At 69.9% G+C, this 14,158-nt stretch carries 14 protein-coding genes; 8 read left to right on the forward strand and 6 right to left on the reverse strand.

The genetic code is table 11. The features are described 5' to 3' along the window. Window positions 1-9 precede the first annotated feature (9 nt). Genes OH802_RS06975 through OH802_RS06985 form a run of 3 tightly spaced genes read left to right on the forward strand, consistent with a single transcriptional unit; the run spans window position 10 to window position 4,485 of the window. Window positions 10-978: an AAA family ATPase gene (locus tag OH802_RS06975; protein ID WP_406026408.1), complete on the forward strand. Its 969-nt coding sequence runs from the start codon at window positions 10-12 to the stop codon at window positions 976-978. 1 nt (window position 979) lies between these two features. Further along, window positions 980-2,251, forward strand: a complete 1,272-nt coding sequence (locus OH802_RS06980) for a DUF58 domain-containing protein (protein ID WP_406026410.1) — start codon at window positions 980-982, stop codon at window positions 2,249-2,251. Then, complete coding sequence (locus OH802_RS06985; RefSeq protein ID WP_406026413.1) at window positions 2,248-4,485, forward strand: DUF3488 and transglutaminase-like domain-containing protein; 2,238 nt, start codon at window positions 2,248-2,250, stop codon at window positions 4,483-4,485. The genes OH802_RS06980 and OH802_RS06985 overlap by 4 nt, the downstream gene beginning before the upstream one ends. A gap of 1 nt (window position 4,486) precedes the next feature. Here the strand turns inward: OH802_RS06985 and OH802_RS06990 are convergent, their stop codons facing one another. The 3 genes from OH802_RS06990 to OH802_RS07000 all read right to left on the reverse strand — a co-directional run bounded on the left by OH802_RS06990 (window position 4,487) and on the right by OH802_RS07000 (window position 6,883). After that, window positions 4,487-4,852 carry a PPOX class F420-dependent oxidoreductase gene (locus tag OH802_RS06990; protein WP_406026415.1) on the reverse strand — a complete coding sequence of 122 codons (366 nt, stop codon included), beginning with the start codon at window positions 4,850-4,852 and terminating at the stop codon, window positions 4,487-4,489. Window positions 4,853-4,885: 33 nt separating this feature from the next. Beyond that, window positions 4,886-6,298 (reverse strand): FAD-dependent oxidoreductase, encoded by a 1,413-nt coding sequence (locus OH802_RS06995; RefSeq protein ID WP_406026417.1) that lies wholly within the window; start codon window positions 6,296-6,298, stop codon window positions 4,886-4,888. A 120-nt stretch (window positions 6,299-6,418) separates the two neighbouring features. Further along, on the reverse strand, window positions 6,419-6,883 hold the full coding sequence (locus OH802_RS07000; protein WP_406026419.1) for a DUF4383 domain-containing protein: 465 nt from the start codon (window positions 6,881-6,883) through the stop codon (window positions 6,419-6,421). Window positions 6,884-6,987: 104 nt separating this feature from the next. Between OH802_RS07000 and OH802_RS07005 the strand changes: the two genes are divergently transcribed. Continuing rightward, complete coding sequence (locus tag OH802_RS07005; RefSeq protein WP_406026421.1) at window positions 6,988-7,515, forward strand: DinB family protein; 528 nt, start codon at window positions 6,988-6,990, stop codon at window positions 7,513-7,515. Window positions 7,516-7,517: 2 nt separating this feature from the next. Here the strand turns inward: OH802_RS07005 and OH802_RS07010 are convergent, their stop codons facing one another. After that, window positions 7,518-8,675, reverse strand: a complete 1,158-nt coding sequence (locus OH802_RS07010) for a PucR family transcriptional regulator (protein ID WP_406026424.1) — start codon at window positions 8,673-8,675, stop codon at window positions 7,518-7,520. 95 nt (window positions 8,676-8,770) lie between these two features. On the opposite strand from OH802_RS07010, the gene OH802_RS07015 reads away from it, so the two are divergent. Together OH802_RS07015 and OH802_RS07020 are read left to right on the forward strand one after the other, a co-directional pair. Further along, window positions 8,771-9,931 carry a ferredoxin reductase gene (locus OH802_RS07015; protein WP_406026426.1) on the forward strand — a complete coding sequence of 387 codons (1,161 nt, stop codon included), beginning with the start codon at window positions 8,771-8,773 and terminating at the stop codon, window positions 9,929-9,931. 32 nt (window positions 9,932-9,963) lie between these two features. Beyond that, the gene (locus OH802_RS07020) at window positions 9,964-11,214 is read left to right on the forward strand and encodes a fatty acid desaturase family protein (RefSeq protein WP_406026428.1); all 1,251 of its coding nucleotides are present in this window, start codon (window positions 9,964-9,966) and stop codon (window positions 11,212-11,214) included. A 71-nt stretch (window positions 11,215-11,285) separates the two neighbouring features. Here the strand turns inward: OH802_RS07020 and OH802_RS07025 are convergent, their stop codons facing one another. Continuing rightward, window positions 11,286-12,179 carry an SDR family oxidoreductase gene (locus tag OH802_RS07025; protein WP_406026430.1) on the reverse strand — a complete coding sequence of 298 codons (894 nt, stop codon included), beginning with the start codon at window positions 12,177-12,179 and terminating at the stop codon, window positions 11,286-11,288. Between the two features lie 80 nt (window positions 12,180-12,259). Here OH802_RS07025 and OH802_RS07030 point away from each other — a divergent pair, with 80 nt between their 5' ends. Continuing rightward, window positions 12,260-12,823 (forward strand): helix-turn-helix domain-containing protein, encoded by a 564-nt coding sequence (locus OH802_RS07030; protein ID WP_406026432.1) that lies wholly within the window; start codon window positions 12,260-12,262, stop codon window positions 12,821-12,823. A 72-nt stretch (window positions 12,824-12,895) separates the two neighbouring features. Next, window positions 12,896-13,447: a hypothetical protein gene (locus OH802_RS07035; protein WP_406026434.1), complete on the forward strand. Its 552-nt coding sequence runs from the start codon at window positions 12,896-12,898 to the stop codon at window positions 13,445-13,447. Here the strand turns inward: OH802_RS07035 and OH802_RS07040 are convergent. Continuing rightward, window positions 13,444-14,154, reverse strand: a complete 711-nt coding sequence (locus OH802_RS07040; protein ID WP_406026436.1) for a Type 1 glutamine amidotransferase-like domain-containing protein — start codon at window positions 14,152-14,154, stop codon at window positions 13,444-13,446. The two genes, OH802_RS07035 and OH802_RS07040, sit on opposite strands and share 4 nt — an antisense overlap. Window positions 14,155-14,158: the final 4 nt, after the last annotated feature.

Below are 14,158 nucleotides of genomic sequence, written 5' to 3' on the forward strand. Positions count from 1 at the left end.
AGAGAAGAAATGACCGTCACGACCGAGCAGGCTCGTTGGTTCCACGAGACCTTCGAGAAGCTTGCTGACAACGTCGAGAAGGCGGTGCTGGGCAAGCGCAACGTGATCCGCCTGGTGCTGACCGCGCTGCTCTCCGAGGGCCACCTGCTCCTCGAGGACTACCCCGGCACGGGCAAGACCCAGCTCGCCCGCGCACTGGCCAACACGGTCCAGGGCTCGCACGCCCGCATCCAGTTCACGCCGGACCTGCTCCCGTCCGACGTCACCGGTGTGACCGTCTACGACCAGGGCAAGGGCGCCTTCGAGTTCCACCCGGGCCCGATCTTCCACTCGATCGTGCTTGCGGACGAGATCAACCGCGCCTCCCCGAAGACCCAGTCGGCGCTCCTGGAGGTCATGGAGGAGGGCCGGGTCACCGTCGACGGCGCCACCCGCGACGTCGGCCGCCCGTTCATGGTGATCGCGACCCAGAACCCGATCGAGCAGGCCGGGACCTACCGGCTGCCCGAGGCGCAGCTGGACCGCTTCCTGATGAAGACGTCAGTCGGCTACCCCGACCAGAACGCCACCGTCGAGCTGCTGATGAACTCCTCGGTCCGCGACCGCGCCACCCTGGTCACCCCGATCATCACCGCCCCGACGGTCACCCAGATGGCCGAGATGGCCGACCAGGTCTACATCGACCCCGCGATCGTCGCCTACGTCTCCGCGCTGGTCGACGAGTCGCGTCGCCACAAGCACGTACGCCTCGGGGCCTCCATGCGTGGCTGCCTCGCCCTGGTGCGCACCGCCAAGGTGTGGGCGCTCGCCGAGGGCCGCTCCCAGGTGCTGCCCGACGACGTCAAGTCGCTCGCCGAGCCGGTGCTCTGCCACCGCCTGATCCTCGATCCAGAGGCGATGTTCAACGGCGTCACGGTCGAGGACGTCATCGGCGACCTGCTCACCTCGGTCCCGGCTCCCACTGAGCGTGTCGCCTGAGATGAGCAGGCTCAGTGTCCGCAACATCGTTGCTGACCTGCGGAAACGACTCGCACCGGTAGCGTCCGGGGCGGGTTCGGTCTACTCGTTCGTCGCCGACCGGGTCCGTCCGTGGTTCGGCACGGTGACCTCGATCGGCTGGGGTGTGCTGCTTCTCGGCGCGCTGGCCTGGGTCGCCGCGACCGCGCTCGGCTGGATCGAGGCGTCCGTGGTGGCGATGGCGGCGCTGTTCCTCGTGATCGGTGCGGCCTTCTTCATGATCGGGCGCACCCGGCTCGCGGTGGCGACCGTGGTCGAGCCGCCGCGCGTCGCCGTCGGCCAGGCCCTGACCGGCGAGCTGCGGGCCCGCAACGAGGCGCGCGGTCCGCTCGTCTCGACGAGCCTGGAGTTCCCCATCGGAGCGGGTGGAGTGACGTACGACCTGCCGATGCTGCTTCCCGGCGCCGAGCACACCGAGCTGTTCGTGGTGCCGACCCAGCGCCGCGGCGTGATCGACGTCGGTCCCGTCCGGACCGTGCGTGGCGACCCGCTCGGGCTCTTCCGGCGGGTGCAGGAGTGGACCGACCGCACCGAGGTGTTCGTCCACCCGCGCACCACCCACCTGGAGCCCTTCGGGGTCGGTCTGGTCCGTGACCTCGAGGGGTCCACGGCACAGAACACCTCGATGAGCGACCTCGCCTTCCACGCGCTGCGTGAGTACGTCCCCGGCGACGACCTGCGTCACATCCACTGGCGCTCCTCGGCACGCCACGGGCAGCTGCTGGTGCGCCAGTTCCTCGACACCCGCCGCTCCCACATCGTCGTCATCGTCGACTCCTCGCCGATGTCCTACGACAGCGAGGACGAGTACGAGACCGCGATGTCGATCGCGGGCTCCCTGCTGCGCCGCGGGATCCTGGACGAGTTCGACGTCTCGTTCGCGACCGGCGACGTGCTGATGGTGCGGGCCACCGCGGCGAGCGGGGGAGGGCGTACGGCTCTCGACGCCTGCTCCCGGGCGACCCCGCAGCCGACCAACCTGATCGAGGTCACCGCCGAGGCCGCCCGGCAGGCGCCGGACGCGTCGCTGGTGATGCTGGTGACCGGGCGCTACCCGGAGTTCGTCGCGCTCCAGCGCGCGGCCGGCCAGTTCTCGGTCGATGCCACCACCGTCGCCGTCCGGGTCGACTCCTCGCAGCGCGCCGGCTTCAAGGCCGTCGCCGACCTGCCGATGATCACCCTGCCCGACCTGGACCAGCTGCCGATCGTGCTGTCGAAGGGGTTGTCCGGATGAAGAAGCACCACGCCGTCGACGCCCTCCTCCTGTTCCTTCTGGGCACCATCGCGTTCCTCGGCTTCGACGACACCTATGCCGGCTGGACCTACCTGATCGCCGGCGTGGCCGGGCTGCTGCTCGGCATCCTCATCGCGTTCGTCGGCCGCGGCCAGCCGGTGGTCGTGCTGGCCGTCGGGCTCCTGGCCGCCTTCTTCGTGCTCGGCGGCGCGGTCGCGCTGCACGGGATCGGCGACCTCTCGTTCCTCCCGGTCCCCGACACCATCGGCACCCTCGCCGACAACTCCGTGCACGGCTGGAAGCGACTGCTGACCACGCTGCCACCGGTCGACGGCGGGGCGCTGCTGACGATCCCCTACATCCTCGGCCTGCTCGCCGGCTGCCTCGGCTTCGCGCTGGCGGTGCGGATGAAGGCGGCGCTGCCGCCGGTGCTCGTCGCGTTCGCGCTGATGGCCGGGGTGATCCTGCTCGGCGTACAGGACCCGTCCAAGACCGCTCTGCTCGGCGCGCTCTTCGGAGCGATCGCGATCACCTGGCTGTGCATCCGTGGCATGCGGGCCCGTGCCCTCGCCGCCGGCGGCCGCCGCCTCTCGCGGACCGCCATCGGTGCCGGCCTGTGCCTGGGTGCGGCCGGGCTGGCGTTCCTCGGCGGGCCGCTGCTCCCGGGTCTCGCACCCGAGCGCACCGTGCTGCGCGGCGAGATCGAGCCGCCCTTCAACGTCGGGCAGTACCCGTCGCCCCTGGCCGGCTACCGGGTCTACACCAAGGGCTACCAGACGCCGGAGGACGACCGCCGGCTCTACGAGAAGGACCTTTTCACCGTCTCGGGCCTGCCCGAGGGCACCCGCGTCCGGGTCGCCGCGATGGACTCGTACGACGGCACCGTCTGGCGCGCGGCCAACGACTCCGGCGAGACCGAAGGTCCCGACGACACCTTCCAGAAGATCAGCTCGACGCTGCGCAACCCGCTCGCCGACGGCAAGCAGGTGCGCGGCACGATCACGATCGGGGAGGACTTCGGCGGCGTCTGGGTGCCGCTGCCGACCGCACTCACCCACATCTCGTTCGACGGTCCAGACTCCGACTCGTTCCGCTACAACCTGGCGACGTCCACCGGTGTCCTGCCGTCGGCGCTGAAGCCCGGCGACTCCTACTCCTTCACCGCCTCGGCCGCCGACGAGAAGGTCGGGGAGAAGAGCGAGACCTGGTCGGGCGGGTCGCCGATCGGCGACGAGGCCGCCCAGTTCCAGGCGCTCGCCGCCGAGTACGCCGGCGGTGGTGACTCACCGATCACCAATGCGCTGGCGGTGGCGGAGAAGCTCAAGGAGGAGGGCACCTACACGGACGGGGAGCCGCCCAACCAGCAGTACCCGGCCGGCCACTCCCTGCGTCGTCTCGCCGACTTCACCGCCAAGGGCGGCCAGCTCGCCGGCAACGACGAGCAGTACGCCGCGTTGATGGCGATCCTGGCCAACCAGGTCGGCGTCCCGGCCCGAGTGGTCCTGGGTGCCGTCGTCGGCTCCGACGGCGTCGTCCAGGGCAAGGACATGCACGCGTGGGTCGAGCTGCGGATGTCGGACGGGTCCTGGGCCACCCTGGACTGGTCCGAGTTCATGAACACCGAGAAGCCGCCCGAGCAGAACGCCCCTCAGCCCGAGGAGCTCGTGACCGGCAAGGTCGTCCCGCCGCCCGCGCCCGTACGCCCGCCCGCGACCTCCGGCGACCCGCTGGACGAGTCGGTCAACCAGAAGGCCAACTCCCGGCCCGACGGGTTCACGCTGCCCGGCTGGCTGATCGCCGTCTTCACGTACGTCGGCATCCCGCTGCTGCTCATCGCAGCCGTGTGCGGGGCGATCATCGGCGCCAAGATCTGGCGGCGACATCGCCGGCGGACGCGCGGGACCCCCGTCGCCCGTCTCTCCGGTGGCTGGCGCGAGACGCTCGACCACGCCCGTGACTTCGGGGTCGGGGTGCCCGTGGGCGCCACCCGCCGCGAACAGGCCTCCGCGCTGTCCGAGTCCCCGGGCATGGACGGTGCGGCGGGGCTGGCGCTGCTCACCGACACCACCATGTTCGGCGAGTCCGGGCCGCAGGACGACGAGGTCGCAGCCTTCTGGGAGCGGGTCGGAACGCTTCGCTCGTCGATCTCCGACTCACGCACGAGGTGGCAGCGCATCCGGGCGGCGATCAACCCGCTCTCGCTGGTGCCGGCCCGGCTGTTCCGGAAGCGCTGACTCAGTCGCCGAGGCCGTAGTCCCTGATCGATTCCGCCGTGATCCGGAGGACCTCGCGTGAGGTCCCCGGCATCGGCGGGTCCACGTCCGTGAGCGCCTCGGCGGTGCCGCGGATCTCGACCATTCGCGGCTTCCAGGGGTTGGTGGACTCGAGATCATCGACCACGAAGGCCACCTGGGCATGCTTCTGGGCGTTCCGGAACTTCCGTGACCTGCCCATCTGGTGGCCGCCGATGACGATCCGGTGCTCCTCATCGATCTTGAACCCCACGGGGTTGTTCTGCAGGCCGCCGTCGGGAGCGAGGGTCGCGAGCCTTCCCAGCGGCTGGGTGCGGAGGTAGCGGAGCTGCGTGTCGGTGAACTTCATGGCATCAGCCTCGGTGCTCATGTCGGCTTGAGGTCAAGCCGGATCCGGATCGTCGGCGCCGGGTCGTGCGAGCGGTCTGACGGCGGGCCCGTCCAGGACGGAGCCGTCGGGGGAGAACCGGGAGCCGTGGCAGGTGCAGTCCCAGCTGGTCTCGGCCTGGTTCCAGTGCAGGGGGCAGCCGAGATGGCTGCACCTGGCGCTCACCGTGTGGAAGGCGCCCGCCGGGTCGCGATAGCCGCCGACAGTGTCGCCGTCGAGGTCGACCAGGCCGCCTTGGCCCGGTTGCAGCTCGGAGACGGGACGGGCGTCGGGGTCCTGGCGACGGCCCGCGACGAGCTCCTCGCCGACCTTCAGGTTGTCCTTGATGAGCCGGCCGACGGTCCGTACGTCGCCGATCCGGGTGGCGTCGAACACCGGGAGCCACGGGTTGTCGGTGCCGGCGAGAAGATCGGCGAGCATCATCGCGGCCGCGGTCCCGCTGCTCAGGCCCCACTTCTGGAACCCGGTGGCCACCAGCACCGACTCGCTCATCGGCGAGTGGCCGACGTAGGGCAACCGGTCCGGGGTGAGGTAGTCCTGCGATGACCAGCGGTAGTCGATCGCCTCGACGTCGAAGGTGGTGCGGGTCCAGTCCTCGAGGTCCGCGTACACCGCCTCGGTGTCGGGCTCGGCGCCGGTCTCGTGGCCGTTGCCGACCACGATCAGCCCGTTCGGGCCGGGGTCCAGCCACGGCCGGGTCGAGCGGGTGGGCGAATCGATGCCGATCGCCATGCTGGTCGGCGCCGGGCCGCGCAGGCGGACCGCCAACCCGTAGGAGCGGGACGGCCTGGTTCGCGCGAAGTAGCCGCCGAGCAGGCCGGGCGGGAGCAGCGAAGCGACGACCACCTGGTCGGCCACCACGGTCCCGGCGGGCGTGGTGAGCTGGACGGTTCGGTCGCTCTGCTCGTCGATGGCGATGACCCGCGTGCCCTCGCGTACCTGCCCTCCGGCCGCGGTGAACGCGTCGGCGAGGCCCACCAGGTATCTGCCGGGGTGGAAGTGGATCTGGTCGTCGAACGCAACCGCGGCCTCGACGTCGAAGGGCAGATCGGTGCGTTCGGTCACCCGGGCTGGGAGCCCGAGCCGAGCGGCGGCCCTGGCCTCGTCCTCGATCCGGGACCGCTGCTCCGGCTGTCGGGTATAGGCCAGCGCCGGCGCTCGGGTCAGGTCGCAGCTGATCTCCAGCTCCGAGGCGAGGTCGGCGACCTGCTCGACCCCTGCGCGCATCGCGCTGGCGTACAGCCGGGCTTTGTCCTCTCCGTGCCGCTCGACCAGCTCGGCGTAGATCAGACCGTGCTGCGCGGTCACCTTCCCGGTGCTGTACCCCGTGGTGCCTCCACCCACGGTCGCCGCCTCCAGCACGGCGACCTGGAGGCCGCGCCGCTGTGCGAGGAGGGCAGTCGTCAACCCGACGATGCCTCCACCCACCATGGCCACATCGACCGCGAGATCAGCCTTCCGACCGGTTTCCGGGGTGGCGGACCGCGGCCTTTCGGCCGTGGCCAGCCACACGCTCGTGCGCTCCATTCAGAGTGCGCCGGGTCGATCCGCTGCGCCCGGGGTCCGTCCCAGTGCCAGGCCGAGTGCCAGCATCCCGACGCCCAGCACCAGATGAAGCCAGTTGTCGGCGCCGTTGACCGGCACGAAGTTCGCGCTGCTGCCGTGGTCGACAGCCAGGCCGTAGATCAACAGGACCATGTAGATCGCCCCGCCGGCGATCAGGTAGGCACGGGCTCCGGCCCAGCTGGTGGCCAGGACGAGGCCGGCGATCCCGAACAGGAGGTGCACGATGTTGTGCAGTATCGACACCTGGAAGATGCCGAGGAGCTGGGCGTTGGACTCGTGGCCGGCGAAGGTCATCGAGTCATAGTCGGTGGTGACGCCCGGGATGAACCCGAGGACACCGACGAGCAGGAACGTTCCGGCCACGACCGTCGCTGCGGTCTGCAGCGTCGTTGCTGTCATGGACCGATAGGCGGTGGCGTCAGTCATGGCTGGCTCGGTACCCAGGTCGCCGGGCCCGCATGCCGCTCCACGGCTGCGTAGCCCCGTTAATCGGAAGGCTTGCGTCCGGAATCAGGCCTAGCGTGAGCGGCATGACGATCGAGATGACCCCGGTCATGGACGAGAGCGGGACGCTGCTCAGCACGCTCGACCGGATCCGGCGTACGTTCGCCTGGAAGTGCGGCGGGCTGAGCGATGAACAGCTGCGCCAGCGGCTGGAGCCGTCCAGGATCACGCTCGGCTGGCTCCTCAAGCACCTCGCGTTCTGCGAGGACCACTACTTCACCGCGATCCTCGCCGGCAACGGCTACCCGGACGTCTGGGCGTCCTACGGTCCCGATGAGGAGGGCTGGGACTGGAAGACCGAGGCCGAGGACACCGCCGATGGGCTGATGGAGCTCTGGGAGGGTGCGGTCGCCAGGTCCCGCCGGTCGATCGCCGAAGCCCTCGGCCGGAACGGGATGGACACGCTGGCGACCAATCCCGAGTGGCAGGTCGAGACCAACGCCCGCCGCTACATCGCCGACATGATCGAGGAGTACGCCCGCCACACCGGCCACGCCGACCTGATCCGCGAGTCCATCGACGGCCTCGTCGGCGAGGACCCGCGGGACGGTTGATGTCAACCCAGAGCGACGGTGAGGGCGAGGAGCATCGCGGGGTCGTCCAACCGGTCCCCGTACACATCGCGCAGCTGCCCCATCCGGTAGCGGACGGTCTGGGGGTGGATGAAGAGGTCGGCGGCGACCTCGTCGCGCCGGCCCTGGTGGAGGAGCCAGGAGCGGAGGGTCTCGGTGAGCTTCTCAGCGGTCGCGGGGCGCATGTCGGCCAAGGGGGCGAGGACCTGGGCGCGCAGGTCCTCGCGGGCGTCGGTGTCGGCGGAGAGGACCAGCTCGACCAGGTGCTGCTCGGTGTCGGAGCCGAGGCCCGCGTCCTGGGCGCGGCGGGCGCGCTCGTACGAGACCCGAGCCTCGCGCCAGGGTTTGGCCGGACCGGCGACCGACCGGCGACCCTCCAGCGCCTTCATCAGCGCTCGGCGCCGGCGGCCGTGTGCGTCGGGGACCAGCAGCAGCGTGTGGTCGTCGAGGTCGCGCAGGTCGTCGTGCTCCAGGGTGCCCTGGTTGACCTTGGCGAGGATGGTGCCGACCTGGGAGTTGGGGACGAGCACGGCGGTCAGCGTGCTCGGTGGTGTCCACTCGGCCCGTACGGCTGCGTCGTCGAGCTCCTCCGGGGTCGCCTCGGCCAGCAGCTTGCGGGCCAGTCGCTCGCGCAGCTGCCGGCGTACGCGTCCGGTCGTGGCGCGCTCGTCGGCATGCCCGGCCGCCGAGGCCTCCGAGATCTCGTCGATCCAGGCGAAGACCAGCGCGGAGAACTCGACCAGCATCGCCGGTTCCATGCCGCCCTCGACGGCCTTGCCCGCGAGCTCTCGCCAGGCCACGCGGGCGCCGATGCGGTATGCGGCGAGCAGGGCCTCCATCGTGCGCCCGCTCCTGGCCTCGCCTCGCCCCAGGTCATAGGCGCCCTGGACCGCGGGCGGCGTCGCGGCCGACACGTCGGAGGCCAGGCCCGCCCCAGAGGCGAGCGACAGGAAGCCGCCCAGTGCCACGCCCACCGCGTTCCGGATGGTCTCGCCCATGTGTCCCGAGAGCGCGTCCTGATACGGCGGTACCTCGGCGATGATCGCCGCGACCACGTCATCGCCGACCTGGGGGAGGACGGCACGGATCGAGGCGACGACCTCGGGCGTCAGGTGGACGTCATAGGACGAAAGATCGGGCACATCTCGGGAACTTTTGTTCGTCACGTATAAATCCGCCTATCAGATTCACGTCGCTAACACAGGAGTTTACCTCGCATAAGTAGCACTATGGATACATGGCTGAGATCTCTACATCCACCGCCTTGTTCGCCCCGGGCGAGGCCAGGCGACCCGCGCTGCGGGAGAGGCTCTCCCGCAAGGTGTGGGGAGTCGCCGAGAAGATCGCCACGCCCCTGGCGCCGGCCGACTACCTGGACATGTTCAACCCCCTCCGACCCGGCGCTGACCTGCGAGGACGCGTCGTCAAGGTCACTCCGGAGACCGCCGACGCGGCCACCATCGAGATCAAGCCGGGCGCCGACTGGAACGGTCACACCCCGGGTCAGTACGTCCGCGTGGGTGTCGACGTCAACGGCGTACGCCACTGGCGCGCCTACTCCCTGACCCACGGTCCCCGCAAGGACGGCCTCATCTCGATCACCGTCAAGGCCGTGCCCGGCGGCAAGGTCTCCAGCCACCTGGTGCGCCGCCTGCGCCCCGGCAAGATCGTCCACCTCGAGCAGGCAGCCGGCGACTTCGTCCTGCCCAGCGACCTGCGCGGCCACAAGTTCCTGATGGTCACCGCCGGCTCCGGCGTGACCCCGGTCATCGGGATGCTGCGCAACCTCTTCCCGGTCACCGACGAGGGCGTCGTCGAGCACCAGCGGCTCGACGTCACCGTCGTCCACGTCGCCCCGAGCCGCCCCGACTCGATCTTCATCCGCAACCTCGAGTCCCTCGCCGAGGCCGGCGCGATCCGCCTCGTCACCCGCTACACCGGCTCCGAGGGCCGCATCGACATCGACACCCTCACCGAGCTGGTCCCTGACCTGAGGGAGCGCAAGGCGTACGCCTGCGGTCCCGCCGGTCTCCTCGACAACCTCCAGGCCTGGTACGACGAGGCGGGCCTGCCCCTCCAGACCGAGCAGTTCCGACTGGCCACCGTGGTGACCAGCGAGGGCGGCACCGTCGCCTTCACCGGCAAGACCGTCGACGCACCTGGTGACAGGCCGATCCTCGACGCCGCCGAAGAGGCCGGCGTCCTCATGCCGAGCGGCTGCCGTATGGGCATCTGCTTCGGCTGTGTGCTCCCGATGAAGGAGGGCGCTGTCCGCGACCTCCGCAACGGCGAGCTCACCGTCGCCCGCCCGGGTGAGACCGGCCCCGAAGGGGTACCGATCCAGACCTGCATCTCCGCCGCCGCCGGCGAGTGCGTCATCGACCACCCTGCCTCCTGAAGCATCCCCCACAAGACGAGAGCGAGACAGCCATGACCATCGCACCTGATGCCCCGGCCTACACCGGCCCGATCGCCCACCTGACCCGCGACGACATCGAGCAGCTCGGCCGCGAGCTCGACGCCATCCGCCAAGAGGTCATCGACACCCGCGGTGAGCGGGACGCGGCCTACATCCACAAGGTCATCAAGGTCCAGCGCTCGCTGGAGCTCGGCTCCCGTGCCGTCCTGCTCGCGAGCATCTTCCCGCCGGCGTTCGTCGTCGGCACCGTCGGTCTCTCGATCGCCAAGATCCTGGACAACATGGAGATCGGCCACAACATCATGCACGGCCAGTGGGACTGGATGCGTGACCCCAAGATCCACTCCACCGTGTGGGAGTGGGACAACGCCTCGACGAGCGAGGGCTGGAAGCACTCCCACAACGAGCTGCACCACACCTACACGAACATCGTCGGCAAGGACAACGACCTCGGCTGGGGCATCATGCGCGTCGATGAGGAGCAGCGCTGGACGCCGTCGAGCCTGTTCCAGCCCGCGATGAACTTCATCAACATGTGCATCTTCGAGTATGGCATCGCGATGTACGACCTCGAGCTCGGCCGAGTGATCCGGCAGAAGAAGAAGGGTCGCCGCCCGTCCGCCGAGTGGCAGATGTCGGCGAAGCGTACGCTCGCCAAGATCCGCCGCCAGGCGTTCAAGGACTACGTCGCCCACCCGCTCGTCTCGATGGTGACCCTCTCCGGTCCGACCACGCTGCTGGCCAACGTGATCGCCAACTTCACGCGCAACGTCTGGACCCACTCGGTGATCATGTGCGGCCACTTCCCCGAGGGCGTCGAGACCTTCGAGCTCAAGGACATCCCGGAGAACGAGACCCGCGGTGAGTGGTACGTCCGGCAGATGCTCGGCTCGGCCAACATCTCCGGCTCGAAGTTCCTGCACGTCATGTCCGGCAACCTGTCCCACCAGATCGAGCACCACATCTTCCCGGACCTGCCCTCGAACCGCTACGCCGAGATCGCGCCGAAGGTCCGCGCGCTCTTCGAGAAGTACGACCTCAACTACCACTCCGCGCCGATGCCGCAGCAGGTCGCTTCCGCCTGGCACAAGGTCCTGCGACTCTCGCTGCCCAACGGCTTCCTCGAGTCCACCAACGTGCGCAACGCCCCCTCGCAGGTCGTCAAGCTCGTCAAGGCGGTCCGCGGCGACACCCGCACCCGCCGCCGCCTGCTCAAGGAGTTCGAGGCTGCTGGCGCGGCCTCGGTCGGCAAGGCCATCTGATCGGCTGATACGACGGGACGTTCCCGTCGGTCACCTGCGGGTAGACCGGCGGGGACGTCGCGTCGTTTCTGTCAGGCGTCGTACGCGCCGACCGCGATGTCCTCCATCAGTGTTGGGCCTGTCGGGTCCCATCCCAGCGTCTTCCGGGTGATCTCGGACGAGGTCGCGCCGTCCAGGCCGAACATCATCGCCATCCAGCCGAAGTGGGCCGGTGCGTCGTCCGGGCTGATCGACCGCACTGGCAGGTCCAGGCGCTTGCCGAGGGCCTCGGCGATCTCCCGGGTCGGGATGCCCTCCTCGGCGACCGCGTGCGCGCGGAAGCCTGCCGGGGCCTTCTCCAGGGCGAGGCGTACTGCGCGCGCGGCGTCGGGGCGGTCGACGGACGCCCAGCGGTTGCTGCCGTCGCCGATGTAGCCGGACACACCCTGCTTCCTGGCGACCTGGGCCAGGTAGGTGACGAAGCCGGGGTCGCCGTCGCGGCCGTGGACGATCGGGAAGCGCAGGGCCACAGGGCGTACGCCCTTGTCGGCATGGCTCAGCGCGAGGTTCTCGCTGCCACCACGCATCGAGTCGGGTCCGTGGAAGGGGCTGGGGTCCTCCTCGGTGGCGGTGCGGCCCGGTGCGGCTCCTGCGGCGCCGCTGGCGAACAGGAACGCCTTGCCGCTGCCCTCGAGGGCCTCGAGCATGGCGTTCACCGCAGCGCGCTCGGTCCGTCCGGCGGCGTCGTAGTGGTCGAAGTCGTGGTTGAAGGCCAGGTGGATGACGGCATCCGCCGCCTTGGCGGCGACGGCGAGCGATCCGGGGTCGTCGATCGAGCCGCGCTGGGCGGTCACGCCCTTGGCCTCCAGGGCCGCAGCGCTGGTGTCGGAGCGGGCCAGACCTGTGACGGCGTATCCGTTCGCGAGCAGCTCGTCGGTCACGGCGGAGCCGATCCAGCCGGAGGCTCCGGTGACGAAGATGTTCATCTCATTCCCTCTCATGTCAGTGACTGACATCGACGGTAGCAGACGATGTCAGGAACTGTCATCACGCTAGGATGGACGCCATGTCGAGATGGGAGCCGGACGCGCGCGGTCGGATGCTGGGCGCTGCCCTCGAGCTCTTCGCCGAGCAGGGGTACGACAAGACGACTGCGGGGGACATCGCGGCCCGTGCAGGCGTCACCGAGCGCACCTTCTTCCGGCACTTCGCCGACAAGCGGGAAGTGCTCTTCGCCGGCCCCGGCGCACTCGACGAGATGGTCGCCAAGGCGATCGCGGCCGCCGAGGAGGGCGCGACTCCGCTGCAGATGGTGATCACCGGCGTACGCCAGGCGGCGGTCGAGCTCGTCGAGGTGCGCAGCCGGGAACAGGCCGCGCAGCGCGCCCGGATCGTCGAGGCAACCCCCGCTCTCCGCGAGCGCGAGCTGCTCAAGATGGCGACGATGACGACCGCTGCGCAGGCCGCACTCGCCGACCGGGGGGTGGGTGAGCCGACCGCCGGACTGGCTGCCTACAGCGCTGCCGCGGTGTTCCAGACGGCTTTCACCCGGTGGGTATCCGGAGAGACCGACCTCAGCCTTCCGGAGTGTGTCGACGAGGCCGCGGCCAGTCTGCGAGATCTCCACTGAGTCACGGTGACGAATCTCGTATGGACATCGTCCGCCAGGACCGGTAGACAACTAGCCACTATGGAGAACGAGTTGATTCCCGGAACCGGGTCGCCGACCGCGGTGCGCAGCTATGTGACCGCCAACAAGCCGAACCCGTCGGCGCTCGCCGAGGGTCTGTGGGTGCTTCCTCCCGACGTCCTCTCCAGCGGCGACCGCGCGATCCTCTTCGACCAGTACAAGCTCTATGTCGCGGAGGCCGAGCGGCTCAGCGTGCGGCGTACGCTGACCAGCGCGTTCCTGCTGGTCCTCAACGTCGGGATCCTGGTCGCCGGCACGGCGCTCGTGGCCAGCGCTCCCGAACGGCCTTGGATCTTCACGGTCGCCCTGATCGCCGCCCTCGGCTCGTGCCTCGGCTGGTTCTGGATCATCCGCTCCTACCGGCAGATGGCGAGCGGGAAGTACTCGGTGATCTCCCACCTCGAGAAGCAGCTCCCCGCGGCGCCCGGTGTCGCGGAGTGGTCGGCCGTCGGCCTCGGTCGCGATAGCTCGCGCTACCTGCCGATGAGCAACATCGAGGTGTGGGCGCCCGCGCTCTTCGGCTTCTGCCACCTCGCGACGTACGCCCTGCTCTACCTGCCTTAGAGCACCCTCACCTCGAGCGGGGTCTCCCCGTCCGGCCCGACGGCGTAGGCGACTCCGTCGGGCCGTTCGCTGATCGCCTCGACGAGCTCGCCGTCGCGCCACAGCAGGGCGACGCCGTCGTCGGCCGCGTAGCCGGCGGGCAGCGCCCCTGAGCCGACGAACCGGACGTACGTCTCCCGCCGGTCCTCCTCGCCGAGGTAGTGCGGGCAGAACGAACCGAGGAGGAAGCCCAAGCCGTCGGGGAGCGGCGCGGTGGGGCCGAAGGAGTCGGTCGAGGAGGCCTCGTACCAACAGTTGGCCCCGGCCGAGATCCCGGCCAGGATCGTCCCGCCGGCGGCCGCCTTCTCCAGCAGCGCGGGCAGCCCGTGCAGCCGCCACACCGCGAGCAGGTTGGCGGTGGACCCGCCGCCGACGTAGACGATGTCCTGGTCGAGCAGCTGCTCGAGGTCGTTGATCGGGAGCTCGTGCCCCTCGGGCGCCTTGTTGAACAGTGACAGCACCTTCGCCTCGGAACGGCCGGCGTACGCGGCGAGGAACTTGTCGTGGTAGCTGTCCGCGTCCCCGCTCGCGGTGCCGATGAAGCAGACCTTCGGCCGCGTGTTCCCGCTCAGCCGGTCCAGCTCCGCATCGAGGGGTGAGACGTCCCGTCCGTGCACCTCCGGCATGGAGAAGCCGCCACCGCCCATGGTCAGGATCGTTCCGCGCATGGGG

Origin of the sequence: Nocardioides sp. NBC_00850, from assembly GCF_045207335.1 — a bacterium.
Taxonomy (GTDB): Bacteria; Actinomycetota; Actinomycetes; order Propionibacteriales; family Nocardioidaceae; genus Nocardioides.

Excerpts from the sequence above, each read along its gene's own strand:
- OH802_RS07020 (WP_406026428.1), top strand. The coding sequence starts at position 9,964 with ATGACCATCGCACCTGATGCCCCGGCCTACACCGGCCCGATCGCCCAC.
- OH802_RS06990 (WP_406026415.1), bottom strand. The coding sequence starts at position 4,852 with ATGAAGTTCACCGACACGCAGCTCCGCTACCTCCGCACCCAGCCGCTG.
- OH802_RS06985 (WP_406026413.1), top strand. The coding sequence starts at position 2,248 with ATGAAGAAGCACCACGCCGTCGACGCCCTCCTCCTGTTCCTTCTGGGC.
- OH802_RS07040 (WP_406026436.1), bottom strand. The coding sequence starts at position 14,154 with ATGCGCGGAACGATCCTGACCATGGGCGGTGGCGGCTTCTCCATGCCG.
- OH802_RS07025 (WP_406026430.1), bottom strand. The coding sequence starts at position 12,179 with ATGAACATCTTCGTCACCGGAGCCTCCGGCTGGATCGGCTCCGCCGTG.
- OH802_RS06975 (WP_406026408.1), top strand. The coding sequence starts at position 10 with ATGACCGTCACGACCGAGCAGGCTCGTTGGTTCCACGAGACCTTCGAG.
- OH802_RS07005 (WP_406026421.1), top strand. The coding sequence starts at position 6,988 with ATGACGATCGAGATGACCCCGGTCATGGACGAGAGCGGGACGCTGCTC.
- OH802_RS07030 (WP_406026432.1), top strand. The coding sequence starts at position 12,260 with ATGTCGAGATGGGAGCCGGACGCGCGCGGTCGGATGCTGGGCGCTGCC.
- OH802_RS06980 (WP_406026410.1), top strand. The coding sequence starts at position 980 with ATGAGCAGGCTCAGTGTCCGCAACATCGTTGCTGACCTGCGGAAACGA.
- OH802_RS07015 (WP_406026426.1), top strand. The coding sequence starts at position 8,771 with ATGGCTGAGATCTCTACATCCACCGCCTTGTTCGCCCCGGGCGAGGCC.
- OH802_RS07000 (WP_406026419.1), bottom strand. The coding sequence starts at position 6,883 with ATGACTGACGCCACCGCCTATCGGTCCATGACAGCAACGACGCTGCAG.